The sequence below is a fragment of the Streptomyces sp. MMBL 11-1 genome (assembly GCF_028622875.1).
In the GTDB taxonomy this organism is placed as follows: domain Bacteria; phylum Actinomycetota; class Actinomycetes; order Streptomycetales; family Streptomycetaceae; genus Streptomyces.
Genome location: NZ_CP117709.1, coordinates 7,473,231 through 7,494,517, shown reverse-complemented (window position 1 = coordinate 7,494,517; position 21,287 = coordinate 7,473,231). Strand labels below are relative to the sequence as shown.

Sequence of the window (21,287 nt, the reverse complement as noted above, 5' to 3'; positions counted from 1 at the left end):
GGGCCGATGGCCAGCCCGCCGGATCTTCAGCGGCGCGGTGGGCGGTTTCGTGGAGTGGGGGCTACGGGGCGAACTCCGGTCGTGGGTGTCGTTCGGTTGCTGGTGTGGTTGGCCGAGGCTTTCGGGTTGCTGGTGCCGTCCTTCGGGCGGCGGGGAGTTGCGCCCGGGTGGGCGGGGAGCTGGGCCATGCGGCGCAAGCGCCAGACCAGGACGTCATTGACGTCTGTGGCGGTGTCGAGTTCGCGCATGTCGATGGCCTGGCGAAGGAGGGCTTCGGGGTCGTGGCCTGCCTGCTCGGCCTGGGCGAGGGTGGCGGCCAGGGCGTCGGTCTTCGCCCGTACACCGTCTTCTCGTACGCCGTGGTTCGGTAGGACGGCGCGGATGGTGGTCTCGTACGCCCGGCGTTGGGCGTCGGGAAGGGCGAGGCCTTGCTCGTGCAGTGTTCGCATCGGGGTGGTGGCGGCCTGTCGGTAGGCGGTGCGCAGGTGCTCGGCGGTCTGCCGGGAGGCGTGGGCCTGCTGGGCATGTCCCCGGGCGGAGTGCCAGTGGGCGGCGGCGAGGGTGACCAGGACGAGGGTGGAGAGGAGCATGGCGGTGGTGCCGCCGTCCTCGCCCCGGCCGAGCGCGCCGCCGGCCTGGATGATTCCTCGTGCGGCGGAGCGGAGTGCTCGGGTGTCGGCGCGTTCCGCCTGGACGTGGCTGCGGGTCGCCCGTTCGAAGGTTCGGGCGGCGGCAGCCAGCTCGGTGCGGGTCGCGGCCGGGGAGGTCTGCGCGACGGCATCGAGGAGTTCTCCGACACCGACGAGCTGAGCGGCGGCTTCTCCGTCGTCGTCGCTGTCGAGGAGGACTGCGGCCCGTTCGGCGATGGCGGTGGCGCTGCGTCGCTCTCGGGCAGGCGGGGACAAGTCCGCTCGTCCGCCCGAGGCCGGGGTCGCCGTGTCTTCGACGGTGCCGTCGGCCAGCCTGCGGCGGATCTTGGGGAGGGACAGGTCGGGGGAAAGTTTGGAGCCGGGGTACCAGACCGGTTCGGCGTCGCGGTTGCGGTCGCCGGGCAGGGCGACGTTGTAGCCGAGCGCGTCACCAGATGGGGCGTGACGCACTTTCACCCGTAGGCCGGCCTCGTGGAGACGGGTGAAGAACTCCTTCTCGTCTTCAGCTCCGGCGAGGGCCCGGCGTACGGCTTCGCGGAGCGTCTCCCGGGGGGTTTCGGAGCGGCCGGTGCGTTCGGCTTTGAACTTCTCGGCGCTGGTGGGGTTCTTCGCTGCAGTGCCGTCTCCGGCGTTGAGGCGCCGCAGGCCCATCTCTTTTTCGATGCGGCGGCATTCGGCCTGGGCCTTGTTGAAGTCGTAGTTCAGGCGTGGGTTGCGCAGGTCTCCTCGGACTAGGGTGGCGACGATGTGGATGTGGTCTGCCGCGTGGCGTACGGCGATCCACCGGCAGCCGTCGGGATCCCCGTCCGGTGCGATGCCGGTGGCGTGGACGATGCGCTGGGCGACGGCGTTCCACTCCTCGTCGGAGAACCGCCGGTCCCCGGGGGCCGTGCGGACCGAGCAGTGCCAGACGTACTTGGCGGGCGCTCGGTCTCCGGCCTGCTTGACCCGCAGGTCCAAGGCGGCGGTGAGCCGGGCGAGGGTGATCTTCGGATCGGGATCGGGGCTGGTGTCGCGGCCGGGATCCGGAGCGAAGCCGTCCCACGAGCCGACGAGGTGGGCGTCGGTGTGCTCCTCCCGTCGCCCGGGGCCGTACAGGTAGACGAGCAGGCCGTGGGTCCGGGAGCCGCGTCCGATGTCGGGAACCATCACAGCCGCCGGTTCACCAAGTTGTTCGCCGCGTTGTCGACGCGGGCGAAAAGTCGGAGGAGCGTGCTCAGCGCGTGGTCGAGTTCGCCCGGGCGGGGCTGCCCGCCGGCATTGAGGACGTAGGCGATCTGGTTGATGTTGTTGCCTATTCGGGCCAAGGCCGTTCGTAGCGCCGCGAGTTCGTCGATTGTCGCGTCCCAGCGTTCGTTGGTGTGCAGGGCGGTCGAACCGCGGGCGGCGGCGAGGCCGGCACCAGCGAGGAAGCGGGCGACGGTGATGCCGCGCTGCGTGGCAGCGGCGGCGATCTCGGCTTTCTCGGTGTCGGAGAGGCGGGTCGTCGTCTTACGGGTGCGCTCGCTGGGGTTGCGGGTGCGACGGCGCGGTTTGCGGTCGGCGAAGGGGGGAGTGCTCGCGCTCTGCGGCTCGCAGCTGGCCTCTCCTCCGGTGACCGGCGCCCCCTGGTGCCGGTTGCCCGGCTGGTCTCCGTGCGCCCTCGCTCGGGGACCAGCCGGGCTTCCCCCGCCCTCCTGGGCGGGGGCAAGTGCGTACGACGGGCCGTAGGACCGTCGTACGCGATAGCTTGCTCCGCCAGGAGCCGTGGTGGGGTCACGCTGCTGCCCAGCCGTGACCACCGCCGGGTCGTCGGAGGTCACCGGCTCGTCTCCGGGTCCTGCTGCTGGATTTCGTGGACGAGGTCCGCGATCCAGTCCATGGCCAGGACCGGGTGGTGCAGGGTCCACGGGCGGTCGTGCTGCTCGCGTTGCACGATCCAGGTGGTGTCGGGGCCGGACTGAGCGCGGTGGAGGTGGCCGCGCTGGTGCAGGACGGTCAGCCAGGAGTCGACTTCGGCGGGGGTGGCCGGGTGAGTGCGCATCAGATGTACTCGGCTTCTGCTCTGGAGGAAGGTAGGGCGGGTGTGCGAAGCGGGTGACCGGCCGGGGTGACCTGCTCGGTCACCCGCTCCGTAGTGTCCAATCAGGTCCGGGCGGAGCTGACCGGCTGTCCGTGCTGCTCGCGGAGCTGGGCCATCAAGGTGGTCAAGGTGTCGCTGGAGAGCGTCATCTGCTGGTCTCGGATCGCCTGTCCGACCACCTTGCGGGTCAGCTTGCCCTCGGCCCTGACCGCTGACCGAGCGATCTTCAGTAGCTCCTCGGTGTCCGAGTCAGATCGCCGGTCACCGGCTGTCCGGGCACGCCGGTCAGTGACCGGCCGCGCGGTGTCCGACTGCCCGGGCAGGTCAGCGGCCTCGCGCGGCTGGCTCCGGTCACTGGTGACAGGGGCGCTGCTGTCCGCCGGAGCCCTGTCCCCGCTGAGCGACCGAGTGGCGGGAGTCGGCTTGTCAAGGGAGAGCGGCTGCCGGTCGGTCCGGGCGGTGACCGGCTGACCGGCCTCCGGCTGCTGACCGACCCGGTCGGTCCGGGTGACCTCTGCGCCGTCGCTCCGGTTGACCTGACCGAGGTGACCGGTCTGACCGAGGTCCTCGCGGTCACTGTCCTTGACCGGCCCCCGGGCGATGAGGATGTAGAGGTGGACAGCTCCCGCCAGGGCCAGCGGTGCGATGGTGGACAGCACCGCGACCACCGTGTCCCCGAGCCGGAGACCGGTGCCGGCGACCGCGTCCTGGTTGATCCGCACCGCGTGGAGCGCATTGGCCCAGATGCTGGCGGCGGTGGCCGTGCCGACGAGCGTCCAGACGTAAAGCCGGGCGCGCAGCGGGGCATCGCGCAGGACCAGGAGCGCGCGGACGCCGTAGGCGATGAACCCGTCGATCACCAACGGGAAGACGAAGGTCAACAGGCCCCGGACGTGGATGGCGACGGCCATCTGCTGGAGGGCGTCGTACGACAGCGCGCACCCCGCGCCGCCCAGGGCGATGACCACCGCGCGGTCCCAGGCGGATATGTGCGCCGCCTTCGGTGTGCTCGTGGTGGTCATGCCGCCGTCCCGAAGTCGTCGCGGACCGGGTGCGCACCGTCGACCTCGGGTGGCAGGACGGTGTCCTTGGGCTGGTTCAGGGATCGGTTGCGCTCGGCCCGGCGGATCTCGCGGTATCGCTTCTTGGCGTGCTCCTCGGTGACCTTCAGAAGCCAGGCCAGGCGCTGCTCGCTCACCCCGTGGCGGTAGGCAGCGTGCTCGACCGCGCGGCGCTCGGTATGGGTGAGGTGCACGTCGCGCCCGGCGATGGTGGCGTTGACGCGGCTGTAGTCGAGGCGGCTGGGGAGCTTCTCGTGCAGCGGCCCGCGCTCCTCCTCCGTCAGGCCGCCTCGGATCCCGTCGGTGTCACCTCCTTCGAGAGCGGCGTCCAGGCAGGTTCGGCGGACCGGGCACTGGACGCACAGGGCCTTGGCCGTGGCGATCTTGGCGGTCTCGTCGGGCTCGGGGAAGAAGATTTCGGGGTCAACCGGGTTGTAATCGGTGCTCTGGCAGACGGCGTCGGCCTGCCAGGTCTGGTCGCCGAGCTGGCGGTGGTGGACAGGGCTGTTCGTCGTGCTGGTCATGCGGGTTGCTCCGATCGCTCTCCGCGCGCAGGGGCGTCGGCGGAGAGGTGCGCTGGTCGTGAAGTGGCTCGTGGCGGCGCGCAGAGGGGCGCGGCCCGGACGTGGTGACCTGCGGCAGGTCAGGCTGCTGCGCGGTAGCGTCTGCGGTCGAGCGGCTCGAACTCGACCCGGGTGGTCATCTCCGCGAGTCGGGAGGCAACGCGGTCACCGAGGTAGGAGCGGAGGTCCTTAATCGCCAGGTTGGTGGTGATCAAGGTCGGGAGCATGAGGTTGTACCGGCGGTTGATCAGCCGGTACGTGATCTCCTCGACCCACTCGCTGGCCTTGGCCGCGCCGAGGTCGTCGATGATCAGCACCGGGCACCGGCTGACGGCCGCCAGCTCCCGCTCGCTGTCGACCCCGGGCCGGGGGCGGAGATCGGCGTAGAGGTCGGCAGCGGTGGTCGCGCGCCAGCGCACGCCGACCCCGTTCCGCACCAGCGCTCGGACCGCGCCGTACGCCTGGTGCGTCTTGCCCGCGCCGACGACTCCGGCCATCAGGAGGCTGGGCCCGGTGGTGACTTGCCGCCGGGCTCCCCGGCTGGGGGCGACGGCCGCCTCGGTCACCTTCCCGACCCAGTCCAGGACCATCGGGTGGTCGGCGGCAGCCGCCTGGTAGCGCGGGGGCATCCCGGCCAGGAGGGCGTCGAGCGGGGAGAACGGCTCGGGGTCGTCGGGGAGCGCGGCGGCGTCGGCCGAGTCGATGTTGCGGGCGGCCAGGATCCGGGCCATGCGCTCCAGGGTGCCTTCGTGGCCGAGGAGCTGGGGTTCGCGGTGATGGGTGTGCATCACAGCTCCTCGGCGTAGGCGGCGGAAGCGTTGGCCGGGTTGGTCCACGCCTGGTGGGCGGGCACGTTAGGCCGGATTCCCGGCCGCGCCAAGCCGCCGGGGCGAGCGTTCATTGCCTCGTTGACCATGCTGGTCAGCACGCTCGGGTGCCTCGGGTTGGCCGCGAAGTTCGCCAGCCCGGCCCGGATGTGCTCCGGTGCGATGCCTTCGTCGAGGAGCTTCTTGGTGATCCGCCCGAGGTGTCCGATCACGTCGTTCGGGGGGCGCTGGTCGCACCCGGCGACGTACTCGCCGACGAGGTCCTTGGCGGAGACGCTGGGTGCGGGCGCTGTGCGCCCCGTAGGGACAAGAGATCCAGGATCCAAGATCCTAGATCCAGGCGCCGAGCCTTCGGAGAGGCTTCGGGGAAGGTTCGGGGAGTCCTCGGAGAATGCGGCCTGACCTGCACTTTTAGCACCAGCTCGCCCCGCTGTGCCGATCGCGCCGTCGGCAGCCTCCTGCCGGTCGGCGACGGACTCGTCTGCGTGGTCCGGCGTCGGCGAGGCGGGTGGTACGGCAGGCAGATCGAGGGCTCGGCGAGCCCTCCCGGAGGCCTCGGAGAGCCCTCGGGAAGCCGTGGACGACCCCTCGGTCCGCCGGGAGCACGAGCCCTTGCACGGTGCGCACCGGTCGGCAGCCTGGTGCTGCGGGCACGAGGGCAGGCGTGACTGGCTCGGCTTGTCGATCTTCTGGTGCTCGGACCAGGTCACGATGTGGAGGTAGCGGCGGCCGTCGCATCCGGTGTACCGGCAGATCAGTCCGGCGTTCGCGAGCTGGTGGAGGTCGTCCTCGACGTGGACCGAGGTGTGTTCGGCGCGCAAGGGCCAGAGGAGCCCCGCGATGATCGCGGCGTTGTCCCGGTGACGACCATGGTCGTCGGCCTGGGTGAGCAGGCCGAAGAAAGTCCTCTCGGCCGCGACGTTCACCTCGGCAAGAGACTCGGAGGTGAATGCCTCCGGTTTGATGGTTCGGATCCGGGCCATGTCAGCGGCCCCGCTCGGCGGCGTTCAAGTCGCTGCGGGTGAGGGTGGCGTCGGCGAGGCGGAAGGTGTGCGGGCGGGCCCAGTCTTTGTCCGGCCAGACCCTCAGGATCCAGCGGGCGGCGACCCTGGACGTCGTCCGGCCCAGCTCCATCGTCTTGCCCGTCTCGTCCCGCACGACCGTGTGCGGGTGCGGCCAGACCTGTGTCGGGTCGGTGAGGCTGACCCGGATGGTGGCTGCGCCGGAGATCATATCGGCGAGCTGGGCGGCGAGGCGGTGTCGACGGCTGGTGTCCGGGCAGGCCGGGGTTCCGCTCGGCATGGCAGGCATGCGATACTCCGTGGTTTGTAGGACCGCGGTGCGGTGGTTCTCGTGCAAAAGCCCCGCCGCCCGCGAGATGTGCATCGGCGCCCTTCGGGGTGCCGGCCCGGCGCTTGGGAGCTGGTAACTCCCGGGCGCCGGTTTTTCGTTGCTTCGTCGTGTTACGGGCCCTTGGCGTGCATCCCCTGCCCCTCCCTGAACCGCGTTCGGTCGGCACCCCCTCTTGCCGGGCACGCCGAAGGAGGTGTTCTCCTCCTCAGCCTCACGCCCTCGGCAGGCGCGCAGCCTGGCCGGGAGGGATGCACGGCACCCCGTTTTTCGGTAGTCTGAAGCTATCCCGGTTCACGCGAAAGGTCAACGAGCCGATAGTTCTTCGACTCGCACGAAAAAGAGGTCTCGATGTCAGCTCGCCACTTCGACAGAACAGTGGTGCGCGCCGTACGACGGGCCGCAGAGATCCCGCAGGCCGAGGTGGGCGCTGCCGTCGACGCTGCGGACTCAACCGTGGCGGGGTGGGAGTTGGGCTCAAGCGTCCCGGACCAGGAGAAGCTGCCGGGCATCGCGCGTGCACTCCGGAAACCGTTGGATGAGCTGTTCCCCCGTAAAGGCGCGCCCGACCTGATCGACCTGCGGTGCGACGCGGGCCTCTACCGGTACGAGGTGGCGAGGTTCATCGGCACGAAGAGCGATGGCCCGGTGGCTGCGGCCGAAAACGGCGTACGGCGGCTCAAGGAGAAGTACGTGCCGAAGCTGGCAGCGGCGTACGGCGTATCGGAGAAGGCACTGGAGCAAGCTCAGGAGCGCTCGTTCGGAAACGTCGTCGAAGAAGACGGGGACGAGAGCGTCGCTGCGGCCGAGGCCGACGAGCATCCCCGTGCTCTCGGGGAGAAGATCAGCTTCCTACTGGAACACTCCTACCCGGCGGGCACAGTTCCGGGGGATGGAGAAATCGCAGAGGCGGTAAACCGGCATGCAGGGGCGGAGGTTGTCACGGCCAAGGAGGTCGAGACCCTCCGAACAGGTGCCGGTGACGCCGACGGCCCGGGCCCCGTTGTCCTGGAGGGACTTGCCGAGTTCTTCGGCGTCGAGCGCATGTACTTCGAGCCGGACGAGGCCGTCGCCCGTCAGGTGTACCAGGGGATTCGTGTGTTGCTCGCATCCCGGAACGGGACGATCGGACGAGTTCGGGCTCGTGGCCTCGGCCCGGAGGGTCTGTCGCCCGAGGTGCTCTCGCTCCTGACGGACCTGCAGGCCGAGTTCGAGAAACAGGTCGGCTCCACGGACGACGAGTAGGGCCCTGCCCTCCGGGCCTCCGGAGGCTCCAGAGGTCAGGGCTCGGTCAGCCCCGACTACTCGGCTGGTGCATTCGGATCGTGTCGCCGACCGGAGGCGAATACGGCCGTGACGTTCTTGAGGGCGTCGAGATCCGAGAGCGGGTCTCCCCCGACAGCGATGAGATCCGCGCGGTAGCCCGGAGCGATACGGCCGGTTGTGGAGCCGAGCCCGAGGGCCGTCGCTGCGGCGGTCGTCGCCATGTTGATGATCTCGGCGTTCGCCAGGCCGAGGTGGGCGTAGAACGAGAGGGCCGGCACCAGGCCGTTGAAGGTGGCACGCTGCACTCCGGCGTCCGTGCCGGCGACCAGCTTCACACCCGCGTCTGCCATCTGGCGTACCAGGTCGAACATCCCGGCGGCGCGCTCCTCGCCGAAGATCGCAGGGAGCATCCGCCAGTGGGGGCTTACCGCCGGGCAGACGGTGATGCCACGGTCGATAATCTGCTGCACCACGTCCCGGCGAAAGTCGAGGCCGTCGCCGGTCATCCACGTGCAGTGCTCGATGGTGTCCACCCCGGCCTCCACGGCGGCGGCGATGCCGTCGGCTCCGTGCGCGTGGGCCGCGACGGGGACGCCTGCGGCGTGAGTCTCATCTACGAGAAGTCGCAGTTCCGCTGCGGAGAACTGGGACTCGTGGCTTGCGGGCCCGCCCCGGGTGAGCCCGCCGCCAGTAACCATGCATTTGATGACCCCAGCGCCTCGTTCGAGGTTGAGGCGGATGAGGGCGCGGATCTCGGCTTCGCCCGAGACCTCACCGCCGAGGAAGTGGCAGTGCCCGCCGGGGGTAGTCAGGGGCGTGCTTGCGGAGACGATCCTCGGGCCCGGCGTGCGCTGGTCGGCGATCTCCGAATCCAGGCGGAGAGCCAGCCCGTTCCGGTCTCCGAGGTCGCGGACCGTGGTGACGCCGCTGAGCAGCAGTTCCTCCGCGCGGCGGCGCATGTCCGCGAGCAGGGCCTCATCCGTCAAGTCCTGGAGAGCGGACACCGGGTCAGGCCCCCCGTCGAAAACGAGGTGTACGTGGGCATCGATCAACCCGGGCAGAAGTGTGCCGTCGAACACCGACCGCGGCACGTCGGCAGCGGTCTGCTCCTCGATCTCCTTACGCGGCCCCACAGCCGCGATCGAATCACCCTCGATCAGGACGGCTCCGTCGTCCAGATACGTGCCCGTGCCGACGAGCACACGTCCTCCGCTAATCAGCATGGTGTCTCCTTGGTCATGAGGGGGGTCGCGCGGTCTGGCACCAGTGCGTCGGACACCGCAATCAGTTGTTTCACATCTGCCGCTCGGTCGCTTCCCAGGGCCATGGCAAGGGGGACCGCCCGGCGGGGCGCGGGGGCACCCTCCTTAATCCGGGCGGAAGCGCGGCGCAGCCGGGCTGCCAGCTCTGCCGAGTCGACGTCGGGCGATCCGATGCCGGTCTCGTCCTCCAGGAGGTACGGACTGATGGCGACCAGGCCGTCCCGGATCTCCACGATGCGGCGGTGGTAGCGGCGGTGGACCCTCCGAGCGCGCCGTCGGTCGTGGGCGGACGAGGACGCCGGCGGCAGCACGTTGTCGGGGAACGCCTCAGCCAACAGCTCCCAGAGGGCGGCGAGGCGGCGGTAATCACGTCGGTGCTGAAGCCAGAGCTTCGAAGAAGATATTCGGGCGCGGACCCCCGAGTAGGTGATGCCGGCCGTGAACAGAAGTATGGATGCGACCAACAGGAACGCGACGGCAGCCATCAGGCGCTGGGGTACGTCGATCTCGAACCAGCGGACGGCGACGATGACAGCCCGGATCGCACAGGCCACAGCCATCGCGCCCAGGCCAACGGCCGCCATCCACAGTCCCGTTGCATGGGGGCGCCGGGACATGCGGGCATAGCTACGCGTCCACCGAGCGGCGAGGCCCAGGACGTACGTCAGGTAGCACCCGGCTCCGCCGTAGAAGACGGCGATTTGCGGAATCGTCATGTCCGCGGTGCTGAAACTGCCGGCGAAGACCTCGTGCGGCACCGATACGGCAGCCAGGGTGATGACCACCACGACGGCCCCGACGACGACCGCCTCCTTGCGTGCCCTGCGACGGCTCGCCTCCGCGTCGGCGGCCGAGTAGAGGTAGAAGCACATCAGGAAGTACATCGCGAAGAGCAGCAGCACGTTCTGGACCAACTTCGCCGCCCCGTGCCCCGCCACCGTGTCGACGCCGGTCGCGCCTCCCGGCATAGCGATGGGATAGGACAGCGTGGCGCAGAGCAGGCAGAGGGTCACCGACCGCAGAGGCGCGTCATGAGGGGTTCGCCACAGTTTGTAAAGCTTCCAGGCAAGGGCGCCCACGAGCCCCAGGAGTAGCAGTTCCACGGGTTACAGCCATCCCCGCCGGTCGCCGAGGGCCGACTGCACACGCCGCAGCGACGGGTCCTCCGAGAGGGGAGTGGAGTCGTCCAGCACGGACGCCCACTCCAGGATGATCGTCGCCGCGAGTTCGACGGAGCACTCCTCGCCGTCGTCGTACGTGCACCGGCGCGCGACCCGCTTGATCGTCTCGGGGTCGAAGACCGGCAGCATGGCGGCCCAACCTTCCACGAAGACGGCCGACTCCTCGTCGGGGTCGAGCGCGGGGGGCCGCCCCGTCGCTTCGGCCGCCGCTTGCTCGGCGTCCTCGGCCTCCGCCACGAGGATGTGTCCTATCTCGTGGAGCTTGATGTGATCTTGATGCAGACGGGTCGTCTCCTGCTGGTACAAGATCACGTCATAGGCGTCGTACTCGACCCACATTCCCGTCGGTCCTGGCTTCGGCAGCGGCGCTTCCCGCAGATAGAGGGGCCGACCACGCCGACGGCTGAGCGCCTTACACAGCTCCTCCACGTCCAGCGGCGGATGAATACCGAGGTCTCGAAGTTCCCGACGGAGGAAGCGATGCAGGTCCTTTTCCACCGCCCGACGGCGGCCCGGTCCTCTTCGGGGCTCTCCGCCCCGGGTCGGCCCCGTGGGCTCAGTGCGAAGGATCTTCCCAGACCACATGACAAATCCCTTCTACCGTTTAGCTCCCCCCGGGCTAGGCGCGACCGCACCGCTGACTCTCAGTTCCCTCCGCGTTGGCCCGGCGAGTGGAGTTGCCCGTCGACTGCCTCCAGCGCGCCACCGCCGCAGCCCAGCAGGGGCCTAACCCGCATCGACGCCCCATGTCGCTGTAGCGAATGAGCAACGCATTCACCACTCGCCTCGCCGAGGCTTCGGGAACTTCTTGGACAGTACGCGAAAGGTTAAGCAGAGATTGACCTAAAACTCATCAGCGGTCGGTTCAGCGAGCGCATTCGCACTTCGGGATGAACTGCACAAAAAGCACACGAGAGCATGTTGATCAACCCTCTGACGTGCGCTTTCATCCATCGCTGCCGAGGGTGCGCCCCAGGGGCCAATCAACCACCCCGTTGTCAATCCGAGATACGTCACACCAAAACCCGACATGCGGTCGGTTACAAATGACGCAAATCTCCCAAGTGATCACACACGGATAGCTTCACTATCAGACATAAGGCGTCAATCGCACCAAACGCTCGAACAGGCGTGATCCAGCCAGCCTCTTGACCTCGATGGGCGGCCCGCCCGGAAGGAAGCGTCAGCCGATCGACCCACCTCCCGATGTTGCGCCGAACACCGCCGATCCGACCGTTACCAGTCGCAAACTTCGCCGAGTGGAGGCTCGTGAGCGCGAAGGTGCGCGGCGGCCGTCCCACGGTCTCGACTGCGGAAGGTCCACGGAGGCTCACGCTTCTTCCGCCTCTATGAACCTTCGCGCATGTCGACGCAGGTCAGCCCAGCCGGTCATCCGCCCGGATCGCGCCACCCAGTAGGGGTGTGCCGCCAGGCGGGCTGAGAGGTATCGCAGCCTCGACCTGGCCGCCCACCCCAGGGAGCCCGATGCCCGTCGATCAGCTCGGCGTACGTCCGCTCCCAGCCCACTTGAAGGAGTACCAGGTCACGAGGGAAGGGGAGAGGCGCCATACACCCATTAGGTCATTTGTCCAATTTTTGCGGCACGCGCGACTACCCGACCGTGGCGATTCGAGAGCGTCAGAAGACAGGCGGTCGCCCGGCCGTCGTGAGCCGGAGCACGGTTCGCCAGGACATGGGCTGCCTCGGGCCCTGCCCACCGGCGAGCCCTTCACGGAAGCCTGCGAGCGTAACGCGGAGTGCCTGGCGGTCGCGGATGCGCCACAGAGTGATCAGGCACCAGGTGGCGAGGTTGAAGGGGACGAGGAGGCGGGGCAGGTTGCGGCGGGCGACCCAGACGCGGTTGCGGGCGTTGAGCCGGTAGAAAGTCTCGTGCCGGGCCGGGTTGGTGGCGGGGTGGTGGACGACGATGTCGGGCAGGTACCGGCCGGTGCAGCCCAGGTTCCACAGCCGCCAGGCCAGTTCGACGCCTTCGTGGAAGAGGAAGAAGTCACCGGGCCAGCCTCCAGCCCGCTCGTAGGCGTCGCGGCGGACCATGACGACGCCCTCGGCCATGACGGTGACGATGCCGGGCCGGGTGGGGTCCGAGGCCCGGAGGCGGGGTACCCAGCGGCGGAGAGTCTCACCGGTCGCCGGATCGCTGATGCGCGGCTGTACGTACGCGAGCTGGGGGTCGCGGTGCAGTTCGGCGATGAGCCGGGCGAGGGTGTCGGTGTCGGGCAGGTGGGCGTCGTTGTCGAAGAAGAAGAGGTAATCGCCCTTGACGTTGTCGGCCCCTACGTTGCGGCCTTCGGGGATGCCGACGTTCTCGGGCAACGTGACCGTGCGGACGCCTGCGGGGATCTGTTCAGGTTCGCAGCCGTTGCCGACCACGACCACGTCGAGGTCGATGCCTTCCTGCGCGAGGAGCGAGGCCATGGCCCGGGGGAACTCCTCGGGCCGGTCGTTCATGGTCAGGACGACCGCGCCGACCGTGGGACGCGAGGCGCCGGTGCTCACAAGGGTGCCCTTCTACTTCTGTTCACGAGGAATTCAACCCTAGTGTTCGCCGACGGTCGGCGATGACGCCGTCGAGGTGTGGAGCGCTTGCGCCGCTGCGGCAAGCGCCGTGTGGAGTGCGTGCTCGGTGTCCGGCGAGTGCTGGCGTGGGCGGCGGGCGACGAGGGAGTCCGCGATGGCGAGGACGGTGGCGACGGCGACCGTACGGCAGCGGCCCACGGCGAAGACCGCGGCCGCTTCCATGTCGGCGGCGAGGATGCCTTCGGCTCCGTACCGGGTGACTTCTGCCGTCGTCTCACGGTACGGGGCGTCCGTGGTCCAGATCGGCCCGCGCGTGACCGGTAAGTCGTACGAGGCCAGCGCTTCGGTCAGGTGCTGGGTGAGGGCGGGCGAGGGTGAGGCCGTCCGGCCGGGCGGGAGATAGTGGTGGGAGAGCCCTTCGTCGCGCAGCGCGCTCGTACCCACGACCAGGGCCCCGGGGCCGAGGCCCTGCTGGAGGGAGGCGGCGGTGCCGACGGTGATGACCCGCCGGGTACCGAGCGCGGCCAGCTGCTCGACGACGAGGCCGGCGGCCGGGGCGCCGAGGCCGAAGCCGCCGCACAGGGCGAATCTGCGGCCCTGGTCCTCGACCAAGTGCAGGCCGCCGCGCACCCACCCCGGGCGAGGGCGGGTGCGGTGCGTGCGCAAAGCGTGCTCCAGCAGCCGCCCCTGGTAGAGGAGGACCACCCCGTCGAGCATGGAGAGGTCCGCATCCGGGTCGGTGGTCCGGACGTACGCGGCGTGCTCGGCCGGGTCGGGTACGACGGGCAGGGCGTGCTTGGCCGGGTGGAGGGGGAAGCCGTTCACCCGAGGGTGCTCTCACGCTCGTAGAGGGCGGTGGCCAGTTGCTGCTCGGCGGTGGTGTTGACGTGGTTGAGGGTGTGCCAGGGCAAGACGGGCTCGTCCATGTGCCGCAGGTGGCGGTCGTACGACAGACCGCGCCGGGCGAGGGCCTCGACGAGCTGGTCCTTGGTCACCGTGTGCAGGTCAATGTTCGCGTCGTAGAGGTCTTCCAGGACCGGTCCGATCCGGCGGTCGCCGCGTGAGCAGATGACTTCGAGGTGCATGTGGCTGGCACCGAGGTCGAGGACTCGGAAGTGCTGCTCGAACTTCTCGTCGCCGACGAGGTCGCGCAGGCGGTCCTCGATCTGGGCGGTGTAGGTGTGGACGAGGTCGGGGTCGCTCATCCTCAGGCGCTGGCTGGTGGTGCCGGGCTTGGGCATGAACTGGTGGAGTTTGACGATCACCGTGCCGTCGGGGTGCCCGAGCCGGTCCAGGACGTCCTGGGCGTAGTCGGCGATGGCGAGCCGGTCCGCGTCCCGCTCGCCCGGTGCGCCGACGATGAGATAGAGCATGACGGTGTTGACGTCCCTGCTCTTGCGGCACAGCTCGATGGCGTTGTCGACGCGTTCGCGGCGCTGGGTCTTGCCGTACATTGCGACGAGGTCCGGGGAGGCCCACTCGGGGGCGATGGTGATGATGCCCCGGGCCTGGTCCAGGTTCAGCTCGGTGAACAGGTGCCCGAACTCTTCGAGTTCGGTGACCGACTCCAGGTAGTCCGCGGTGAGTTCGTCCGCCCGGATGGAGCCGATGATGGTGGTGACCGTATCCCCCTCGGCCGCCGCCCGGCGGGCGTAAGCGCTGATGTGGTCCAGGAGTTCGGCGCGGTGGCGGTACTGAGTGAACGTGGGCGAGCTGATGATGATCCGCCGGATCTTGTGGGCTTCGAGGCGGTCGATGTAGTCCTTGAGCATCTCGATGGGTGCGTGGCGGAACGGGGGGACGCCGAGGTTGCAGAAGTCGCAGGAGTGCCGGCAGCCGAGGGTGGGGTGGATGCCTGCGGCGGTGCCGTCGCTCTTGGGGTAGACGAAGTGGGCAGGGTGCAGCTCCCGTGCGGGGAGGTAGGCAGGGCTGACCTTCGCGGGGACGGTGAGCTTCTTCGGGGTCACCGCGGCGACGCCGCCACCGAGCAGGTACTCGCAGGTGTAGAGCGACGGTACGTACAGGCCGGGGATGCGAGCCAGCTTCTCGTACAGGGTGACGCCGGCTCCGGGCTCCTCGCGGTGCGCGTGGACGACGCGCAGCAGTTCGAGCAGGGATTCTTCGGCTTCGCCGAGGGCGATGACGTCGAGGTAGTCGGCCATGGGCTCGGGGTCGGCGAGGCCGGAGTTGCCCCCGACGACGAGCGGGTGCTCGCCGGGGATCCTGTCGGCGCTGCGGCGGGGTACTCCGGCGAGGTCGAGCTGCTGGAAGACGGAGTGCAGGCTGCCGGAGTTGATGACGGAGACGCCGATCACGTCCGCCGTGCCGACGGGTAACGGCAACTCGATGCTGCGGTAGACCTCCCCGTCCGGCGTGGTCACCCGGTTTCCCTCGTGGATCAGGCACTCATAGTGCAGGGCGCGCTCCGCGACGGCGGGGACGTCCTTCGTACGGTTGATGAGGTCGTGCAAGCCCATGGGGCCGTTGCCCATCAGGCTGAAGGCATGGCCGTACGGGATCATGAAGACCATCCGCAGCAGCCCGTCGGGGTCCTTGGGTTCGTACGGGTCGACGAGGTGGATCTCCCGGTCGCGGATGCCATCGATTTCGACTCGGAGCTGGGACATCAGCCGTTCTCCTCGGCGGTTGCGGGGTGGAGCTGGGCGATGCTGGCCATGGCCCGGCGGATCGCGTCGCGGACCTGGGCCTCCTCGTCCCGGGTCATCTGCGGGTGGAGGCAGGGGCACAGGAGGCGGGCGGCGAGCTGTTCGGCGCGCGGGCAGTGCTGGCCGGCGGTGTGGGCGCGGATGAGGTCGTGGCCGAGGTAGGTGACCGGGTCGGAGATGATGCTGCCCACCCCGTACCGGTCGGCGAGCACGTCCATCAGCTCGTCGCGGCCCCGGCCCGCCCATGCTTCGGGGACCAGGAGGTTGTGCCGGTAGTAGAGGTGCAGGTCCTCGTCGAGCGTCGGAGGCAGGGTCAGCTCGGGAATGTCGGCGAGGGCCGCCGTACGCTCGTGAGCCCGCGTGATCCGGGCGGCGTTCATCTCGTCCAAACGCGCGAGCTGGATCAGCCCGACCGCGGCCTGGGCCTTGCTGAGCAACTGGTTGGTGCCCCAGCCCGCGCGTCCGCCGTACGTCCGCAGCCCGCGCAGCCGCTCGGCCAGGACCTGGTCGCCGGTGGTGACTATGCCGCCCTGGCCGAAGGTGGTCATCAGCTTCTTCGACTCGAAGGAGAACACCGTCGCCCAGCCCTCAGCGCCGACGCGTGCTCCGGACGAGGTCCGGCCGCCGCAGGCGCGGGCGGCGTCCACGATCACGACCGGTGGCCCGTGCACCGGGTGCGGGTGGCGGGCGGCCAGCTCGACGAAGCGGTCGATGTCGGCGCTCGCGCCGTTCCAGTGGGTGACCAGGATCGCCCTTGTCTGCGGGCCGATCCGCTGCTCGGTGTCGGCCAGGTCGAGGTTGAGGGTGAGCGGGTCCGGCTCGGCCAGGACGAGTCGGCCGCCCTGCCCGATGACGGCGATGTGCGGGCCGACGAAGTTGATCGCGCAGGAGATCACCTCGTCCCCCGGCTTCAGCTCCAGGGCGCGGAGCACCATCTCCATCGCGGTGCCGCCCGAGTTGAACGCCAGGGCGTGGCTCGCCCCGGTGTACTGGGCGAAGGCTTCCTCGAAGCTGGTGACGTACTCGCTGCCGCGCCAGCCCGTACGCCAGCTCTCCGAACCGGAGACGACCATGCGGATGGCGTCGTGCTCGGCTCCCGTGTACCAGCCGCCCTGGGCCGGCTCGAAGGGAATCTTCAGGGCTGCGGTGGTGCGGGGAACGGTGCTGCGATTGGTTGGCATCGGCGTTCTCCTAGTACGGGTCAGGGAACGGGCGGGGGGGATGACGCGGCCGGTGCGCTCCAGATCGTGGATCATCTGGACCTTGCGTGCGGCGGACGCGGTCGGGTCGAAGCGCCAGGCCAGCCACTCCTCGGCGAGCTGCTTGGCCAGGGCCAGGCCGATGATCCCGGCGCCGAAGGTGAGGACCTGGGCGTTGTTGGAGAGCACGGAGGCCCGCACGGACAGGGAGTCGTGGGCGGTGACGGCGCGGACGCCGGGCACCTTGTTCGCCGCGACGGCCATTCCGAGGCCGGTGTGGCAGATGAGCAGGGCCCTGTCGACGGTGGCCTCGGCCACGCGCCGGGCAGCCTCCTCGGCGATCTGCGGGTACGCGCCTTCGGAGCGAAGGTGGACGCCGACGTCGAGCACGGAGGCGACGAGGCGCTGCTTCCGCAGGTGCTCGGCGAGCGCGTCCATGTACTCCTGGCCGGCACGATCGGCGCCGATGGCCAAGCGCAGCGGAGGTACAACGTCGGGGCCGGCAACGGGAGCACGGCAGGGCGCGGTCACGGCAGCATTTCCTCGACGCCCGCGTTGCGGCTGCGGATGCGGGTCTGCGCGGTGTGCGGGGCCGTGACGACGGAGTGCTCGGGGACGGCGCGGATGGCGAGGGTGACGCTGCTGTCGATCTGGCTGTTGCGTCCGACGAGGACACCGGGGCCGAGGCTGATGTTGTTACCGGTCTGTACCCTGTCGCCGATGACCGCGCCGAACTGCGCGGTCCCGCATCGGTACGCACCGGCTTCGGTACGCAGGCGGATCTCGCGCTCCGGCGTGGACATGTCAGCGCTCACCGCGATGGCGGCCACCGTCACCCCGGCCGACAGGTGCGCTCGGTTGCCGACGATCGTGCGGTTGATCCCGATGCGATGGCCCAGAACCGCGCCCTCGCCGACGAACGCGGAGGTCACCTCGCAGTTGAAGCCGACCGAGGCCCCGGCGCACAGCACGCTGCCCTTGCGGACGGTGGAGAACTCGTACACTTTCACCTCCGGGCCGATGATGACGTCGTCCCCGACGATGGCCTGCGGGTGCACGTACGCCGTCGGGTGGATGCGATCGTCGCCGAGCAGGGCGAGGGCCTCTTCGTGTAGCTCCGGCCAACGGGCGAGGAAGTCGGCCAGGTCGTAGTTGTGCAGGCGCCCGTACGGGGTGGCGGCGAGCTGTCCGTAGGCGGGCGCGGTGACGTATTCGCCGAGCAGAAGCGGCTTCATGATGATCCGGCTTTCAGTGAGTTGGTCGTGGCGGGAGGTCTTGGAGGATTCCGCGCTCGTGAGGCGGGGCGGTGCTCGACGCCGGGTGGAACAGCTGGGCCCGAACTCGTTTTCCTTAGAGGGGCGTTGTCTGTGACAGCCAGTCCGGGGCCGCCCGTGGCGTGGTCTGCAGCCACCGCACGTAGCGCTCCACCCCGTCCGCAAGCGGCACCTTCGGCGTCCAGCCCAGGACGTTCCCCATGCGGCGGACCGAGGCGTAGCCTCCGAGCGGGTCACCGGCCGGCAGGGGCGTCTCCAGGAGTTCGGTGTCCGGGTAGTGGGCCCGGACCAGCTCCGCCACGTCCCGGATGCTGGTGGCGATGCCGGTGCCGATGTTGATCGTCTCGTTGTGGGCCCCGGGGCTGACCAGCGCGCGCAGCGTGCCCTCGGCGATGTCCTCGACGTGGGTCAGGTCCCTGACCTGTCCCCCGCCGCCGTTCAGGTGGAGCGGCAGGCCGAGCGAGGCGCGGGCGGCGAACCAGGCGACGACCCAGGAGTGGCTGTTCGGCTTGATCGTCTGCGGCTCCCCGTACACGGAGAAGTACCGCACGATGCTGTACGAGATGCCGACCTGGCCCAGCACGATCCCGGTCTGCTGCTCGCCCCACGCCTTCGTGGCGCCGTACACCGATACCGGGCGCATGGAGTCGAACTCATGGAACTGGCGCGGGATCCGGCCATGGACGCTCTCAAGTAGCTGGCGCATGGCGAGCAGGTCGCGGCTCTCCGTCTCCTCCGGTTCTCCGTCTCCGTAGATGCTGGCGGATGAGACGAAGACCATGCGGCGCACGCGGTGGCTCGCGGCGACGGCGTCCAGGACGGCCTGGGTGCCGGCGATGTTGACGTCGATCGCGTCCGCCGGCTCCCGGGTGCAGGCGGCGACGTCCGCGAGGGCGGCGGCGTGGATGACGTAGTCGGATTCCGCGACCAGCTTCCGCACCAGGGCGGTCTCCCGTACGTCGCCGATCACCGTGTCCGGGTGGGTGGTGTCGACGCCGAACAGGCCGGAGTACACGTGCTCGGGGTAGGCGCTCATGTTGCACAAGGCGATCGGGCGGGCTCCGAGCTTCTTGAGCCGAGCCGTGATCCGGGAGCCGATGAGCCCCGCGCCACCGGTCACCAGGACTGTGGCGCCGTTGAGTTCGGACAGGGCGGAGCGGTTCTGCACGATGCCTCCTGAACGATGCGGGATGGAGCGCGATGGTCGGGCCGGTCGGCCGCGACTCCAGGTCGACGGCCGACCGGGGCTCCGCGCGGCCTGATCCGCAGCGGTGCCACCCCCCTCCGGTTGTCGTGCTCCGCAGGGATCATCCGCGGAGCCGGAGAGGCCCCTTCGGAAGGTCGCATCTGCCGGGCGGGGGGCTGGGCAGATACGACCGGGTCACATGAGGAGGGGAAGGATCATGCTGGCCACCCACGCCGCGACCAGGCCGCTGAAGCCGAGAACCACGATCAGAAGTCCCAGACCGCAGCCCGTGGCGTCAATCGTCTTGTGGTTGTTACGGCGAGTCGTTCGGACGGGATGGCGGACAGCGTGACGTAGGAGGAAGCCCAGGCTCGGCGTCGTCACCGGCCTCGCCTCCACTTCGCGCCGAAGAGCACGAGAAAGCCGAAGGCCGCGACGACGATTAAGCCGATGACGATGCCGGCCACTACGCCACCATCGTGGCCCGGGTGAACGCCTCGTTCATGACCCGGGTGAACTGTTCGTCGGTCTCGTTGCCCAGGGCCTCAGCCTCGCGGTGCTCGCCGAACCGCGCCCAGTAGGCGCGGGCAGCAGCGCTCTCCATGAGCTTGTCCGCGTACAGGACCAGTTGCCGGTCGGTGACCAGGCCGAGCCTGAAACGGAGACTGAGCTGGCAGAACATCCGGTTGCCGGACAGCAACGGCTGGTACTGCTCCGGCTCCACCCCTTCAGGTGCCCAGTACGCGGCCTCCTTCTCATCGCTGGAGGCTCGCGCCAGCCACTCGATCTGGATGAGCGAGAGCGCCAGGTCGTTGCGCTGCTTGTGCTGACGCCTCCTCTGGACTAGATGGGCGACGCCCACCGCGGCGATGGATGCGCCTGCCGCGAGCACGGCGGTACTGACCTTCATGTGCACTCCTTCGTTCGATCTCGGTTGGTCGCTCAGGCAAAGCGGAGTACCGGGGGTGATGGTGGGTGGTGCCGCCGAGCCTCGATCGAGGAAGGGCGGCGGGTTTCGCTGCCGGGGCCCGCTCGTCTCCGCCTCAGACCCTCAGCTGAGGCGGAGACGAGCGGTCGGGCCGGTCGAGCCGGGTTGTTCAAGCCCGTATCGACCGGGGCGCGGAGGAGGCGCCGTTTCCTAAGCTCGCGGTCCTGCGTGACCGTGGAGCACGCGGACTCAGCTCCCTGGGAACCCCAGCTCGGACCGCGGTACGGCCTGCATCGGCAAGCGCGTACGGCGAAGTTCAGAAGGTCAGGTGCGGGCCGAGGTGTGCCGGTAGCCGGTGAGCACATCAGTGAAAACGCTGCTGTCCATGGTCACGACAGGGATGTGGTGGTCGGACACGCCCAGAGAAACCTCGTGCACCTCGACGCCGGTCACGGCGGGGAGGAGGCCAGTGGTGACATACACGCGGTCGACCCGGCTGTCGGGGCCATGAGTCGCACTGGAGTTGACGGTACGGGCCAGCGCGGCCGAGTTGCCGCCCTCGGCCGTGGCCCAGTGGCGGGCGACGTCCTCGAGGCCCGCAGTGCGCAGCGTGTGGTCAGGCTCGGTGTCAGGTACGCGGACACCATCGGGGCCTCGGCGCGAGCGGTGGAGACGGTGAGGCCGGTCCTGGATGACGGAGAGGTCGGGCAGAGGTAGTTCGCCCGCCGTACCCGGCTCCGGGTAACTGTTGCCGTCGCCGCCGAGGATGGCCGGCAGAACGAGGCGGCTGCCGTCAGGAGCCTCCCACCCCTTGTCGGCCCAAGTCGTCGTCCACTCGGCCTCCATCTGGCGCTGTTCCGCGCTGGCGTAGGCGAAATGAAAGCTGACCGCGTTGAAGGGCGACGCGTCGGGCCCGGCCTCCGGGAAGCTCAGAGTGATCGCGGTGGGCGGAAGCACGAAGTACGGGCCACGGTCGCCCGACCAGTCACGTACGAGGTGGAACCGCCGGGGGTTGAAGAGGATGGCGGTGCACGACCCGGGGCCGAGAACGCCCTGCATGTCCAGCTCGCAGCACTGCTCGTTGAAGATCGTGTGTCCGCGCTCGTCGGCACGGAACATCTCCTGCCGGAAAACGATGTCCGGCTGGAGGCGACGCAGCGTCTCGGCGGCGGCCCGCCGAATCTCCGGGTCACCCGCTCCGTTTCTCTCCAGGTTCCAGCATACGAACCTCAGGTTTGCCATCGAATGCCTTTCAGACGGTGTGCGGAATGGGT

The 21,287-nt window shown here is 69.3% G+C and carries 20 protein-coding genes and 1 pseudogene; 1 reads left to right on the top strand and 20 read right to left on the bottom strand.

Annotated features, from left to right (window positions below):
• Window positions 1–26: 26 nt before the first annotated feature.
• The 8 genes from PSQ21_RS32960 to PSQ21_RS32925 all read right to left on the bottom strand — a co-directional run bounded on the left by PSQ21_RS32960 (window position 27) and on the right by PSQ21_RS32925 (window position 6,474).
• Entirely contained in the window at window positions 27–1,799 is a 1,773-nt protein-coding gene (locus PSQ21_RS32960; protein ID WP_073803384.1) for a relaxase/mobilization nuclease domain-containing protein, read from the bottom strand.
• Window positions 1,799–2,452, bottom strand: a complete 654-nt coding sequence (locus PSQ21_RS32955) for a plasmid mobilization protein (RefSeq protein ID WP_073803385.1) — start codon at window positions 2,450–2,452, stop codon at window positions 1,799–1,801. Before PSQ21_RS32955 ends, PSQ21_RS32960 begins: the two co-directional genes overlap by 1 nt.
• Window positions 2,449–2,673 (bottom strand): hypothetical protein, encoded by a 225-nt coding sequence (locus PSQ21_RS32950; RefSeq protein ID WP_030804596.1) that lies wholly within the window; start codon window positions 2,671–2,673, stop codon window positions 2,449–2,451. The genes PSQ21_RS32955 and PSQ21_RS32950 overlap by 4 nt, the downstream gene beginning before the upstream one ends.
• Window positions 2,674–2,774: 101 nt before the next feature.
• A complete protein-coding gene (locus PSQ21_RS32945; protein WP_073803386.1) occupies window positions 2,775–3,734 on the bottom strand; it encodes a DUF2637 domain-containing protein in 960 nt (319 codons plus the stop codon).
• A complete protein-coding gene (locus tag PSQ21_RS32940) occupies window positions 3,731–4,297 on the bottom strand; it encodes a WhiB family transcriptional regulator (protein ID WP_073803387.1) in 567 nt (188 codons plus the stop codon). Before PSQ21_RS32940 ends, PSQ21_RS32945 begins: the two co-directional genes overlap by 4 nt.
• Window positions 4,298–4,416: 119 nt before the next feature.
• Complete coding sequence (locus PSQ21_RS32935; RefSeq protein WP_073803388.1) at window positions 4,417–5,124, bottom strand: ATP-binding protein; 708 nt, start codon at window positions 5,122–5,124, stop codon at window positions 4,417–4,419.
• Window positions 5,124–6,146, bottom strand: a complete 1,023-nt coding sequence (locus tag PSQ21_RS32930) for a hypothetical protein (RefSeq protein ID WP_073803389.1) — start codon at window positions 6,144–6,146, stop codon at window positions 5,124–5,126. The genes PSQ21_RS32935 and PSQ21_RS32930 overlap by 1 nt, the downstream gene beginning before the upstream one ends.
• A 1-nt stretch (window position 6,147) precedes the next feature.
• Window positions 6,148–6,474: a transcriptional regulator gene (locus PSQ21_RS32925; RefSeq protein WP_073803558.1), complete on the bottom strand. Its 327-nt coding sequence runs from the start codon at window positions 6,472–6,474 to the stop codon at window positions 6,148–6,150.
• Window positions 6,475–6,864: 390 nt separating this feature from the next.
• Between PSQ21_RS32925 and PSQ21_RS32920 the strand changes: the two genes are divergently transcribed.
• Window positions 6,865–7,758 (top strand): helix-turn-helix domain-containing protein, encoded by an 894-nt coding sequence (locus PSQ21_RS32920; protein WP_073803390.1) that lies wholly within the window; start codon window positions 6,865–6,867, stop codon window positions 7,756–7,758.
• A 56-nt stretch (window positions 7,759–7,814) separates the two neighbouring features.
• On the opposite strand, the gene PSQ21_RS32915 is transcribed toward PSQ21_RS32920, so the two are convergent.
• From PSQ21_RS32915 to PSQ21_RS32860, 12 genes and pseudogenes are all read right to left on the bottom strand, one after another.
• A complete protein-coding gene (locus PSQ21_RS32915) occupies window positions 7,815–9,002 on the bottom strand; it encodes an amidohydrolase family protein (RefSeq protein ID WP_073803391.1) in 1,188 nt (395 codons plus the stop codon).
• On the bottom strand, window positions 8,996–10,144 hold the full coding sequence (locus tag PSQ21_RS32910) for an MAB_1171c family putative transporter (RefSeq protein WP_087764088.1): 1,149 nt from the start codon (window positions 10,142–10,144) through the stop codon (window positions 8,996–8,998). The genes PSQ21_RS32915 and PSQ21_RS32910 overlap by 7 nt, the downstream gene beginning before the upstream one ends.
• A gap of 3 nt (window positions 10,145–10,147) precedes the next feature.
• Entirely contained in the window at window positions 10,148–10,561 is a 414-nt protein-coding gene (locus PSQ21_RS32905; RefSeq protein ID WP_241835829.1) for a hypothetical protein, read from the bottom strand.
• A gap of 1,299 nt (window positions 10,562–11,860) precedes the next feature.
• On the bottom strand, window positions 11,861–12,739 hold the full coding sequence (locus PSQ21_RS32900; protein WP_073803393.1) for a glycosyltransferase family 2 protein: 879 nt from the start codon (window positions 12,737–12,739) through the stop codon (window positions 11,861–11,863).
• Window positions 12,740–12,778: 39 nt separating this feature from the next.
• Window positions 12,779–13,585, bottom strand: coding sequence for a nucleoside phosphorylase (locus PSQ21_RS32895; RefSeq protein WP_073803394.1), 807 nt, complete (start codon window positions 13,583–13,585; stop codon window positions 12,779–12,781).
• A complete protein-coding gene (locus tag PSQ21_RS32890; protein WP_073803395.1) occupies window positions 13,582–15,387 on the bottom strand; it encodes a B12-binding domain-containing radical SAM protein in 1,806 nt (601 codons plus the stop codon). Before PSQ21_RS32890 ends, PSQ21_RS32895 begins: the two co-directional genes overlap by 4 nt.
• Window positions 15,387–16,607, bottom strand: coding sequence for a DegT/DnrJ/EryC1/StrS family aminotransferase (locus PSQ21_RS32885; RefSeq protein ID WP_073803559.1), 1,221 nt, complete (start codon window positions 16,605–16,607; stop codon window positions 15,387–15,389). Before PSQ21_RS32885 ends, PSQ21_RS32890 begins: the two co-directional genes overlap by 1 nt.
• Before the next feature lie 66 nt (window positions 16,608–16,673).
• A pseudogene (locus tag PSQ21_RS32880) lies at window positions 16,674–17,156 on the bottom strand (RpiB/LacA/LacB family sugar-phosphate isomerase); the annotation flags it as partial.
• Complete coding sequence (locus PSQ21_RS32875; protein WP_073803396.1) at window positions 17,153–17,860, bottom strand: transferase; 708 nt, start codon at window positions 17,858–17,860, stop codon at window positions 17,153–17,155. The gene PSQ21_RS32875 and the pseudogene PSQ21_RS32880, both read right to left, overlap by 4 nt.
• Window positions 17,861–17,975: 115 nt before the next feature.
• Window positions 17,976–19,067: an NAD-dependent epimerase/dehydratase family protein gene (locus PSQ21_RS32870; protein ID WP_073803397.1), complete on the bottom strand. Its 1,092-nt coding sequence runs from the start codon at window positions 19,065–19,067 to the stop codon at window positions 17,976–17,978.
• Between the two features lie 484 nt (window positions 19,068–19,551).
• The gene (locus PSQ21_RS32865) at window positions 19,552–19,995 is read right to left on the bottom strand and encodes a DUF6082 family protein (RefSeq protein WP_073803399.1); all 444 of its coding nucleotides are present in this window, start codon (window positions 19,993–19,995) and stop codon (window positions 19,552–19,554) included.
• A 342-nt stretch (window positions 19,996–20,337) separates the two neighbouring features.
• On the bottom strand, window positions 20,338–21,255 hold the full coding sequence (locus PSQ21_RS32860) for an endonuclease/exonuclease/phosphatase family protein (protein ID WP_073803400.1): 918 nt from the start codon (window positions 21,253–21,255) through the stop codon (window positions 20,338–20,340).
• Window positions 21,256–21,287 lie beyond the last annotated feature (32 nt).

Excerpts from the sequence above, each read along its gene's own strand:
- PSQ21_RS32960 (WP_073803384.1), bottom strand. The coding sequence starts at position 1,799 with ATGGTTCCCGACATCGGACGCGGCTCCCGGACCCACGGCCTGCTCGTC.
- PSQ21_RS32950 (WP_030804596.1), bottom strand. The coding sequence starts at position 2,673 with ATGCGCACTCACCCGGCCACCCCCGCCGAAGTCGACTCCTGGCTGACC.
- PSQ21_RS32945 (WP_073803386.1), bottom strand. The coding sequence starts at position 3,734 with ATGACCACCACGAGCACACCGAAGGCGGCGCACATATCCGCCTGGGAC.
- PSQ21_RS32940 (WP_073803387.1), bottom strand. The coding sequence starts at position 4,297 with ATGACCAGCACGACGAACAGCCCTGTCCACCACCGCCAGCTCGGCGAC.
- PSQ21_RS32935 (WP_073803388.1), bottom strand. The coding sequence starts at position 5,124 with ATGCACACCCATCACCGCGAACCCCAGCTCCTCGGCCACGAAGGCACC.
- PSQ21_RS32930 (WP_073803389.1), bottom strand. The coding sequence starts at position 6,146 with ATGGCCCGGATCCGAACCATCAAACCGGAGGCATTCACCTCCGAGTCT.
- PSQ21_RS32925 (WP_073803558.1), bottom strand. The coding sequence starts at position 6,474 with ATGCCTGCCATGCCGAGCGGAACCCCGGCCTGCCCGGACACCAGCCGT.
- PSQ21_RS32920 (WP_073803390.1), top strand. The coding sequence starts at position 6,865 with ATGTCAGCTCGCCACTTCGACAGAACAGTGGTGCGCGCCGTACGACGG.
- PSQ21_RS32915 (WP_073803391.1), bottom strand. The coding sequence starts at position 9,002 with ATGCTGATTAGCGGAGGACGTGTGCTCGTCGGCACGGGCACGTATCTG.
- PSQ21_RS32905 (WP_241835829.1), bottom strand. The coding sequence starts at position 10,561 with ATGTGGGTCGAGTACGACGCCTATGACGTGATCTTGTACCAGCAGGAG.
- PSQ21_RS32890 (WP_073803395.1), bottom strand. The coding sequence starts at position 15,387 with ATGTCCCAGCTCCGAGTCGAAATCGATGGCATCCGCGACCGGGAGATC.
- PSQ21_RS32885 (WP_073803559.1), bottom strand. The coding sequence starts at position 16,607 with ATGCCAACCAATCGCAGCACCGTTCCCCGCACCACCGCAGCCCTGAAG.
- PSQ21_RS32875 (WP_073803396.1), bottom strand. The coding sequence starts at position 17,860 with ATGAAGCCGCTTCTGCTCGGCGAATACGTCACCGCGCCCGCCTACGGA.
- PSQ21_RS32865 (WP_073803399.1), bottom strand. The coding sequence starts at position 19,995 with ATGAAGGTCAGTACCGCCGTGCTCGCGGCAGGCGCATCCATCGCCGCG.
- PSQ21_RS32860 (WP_073803400.1), bottom strand. The coding sequence starts at position 21,255 with ATGGCAAACCTGAGGTTCGTATGCTGGAACCTGGAGAGAAACGGAGCG.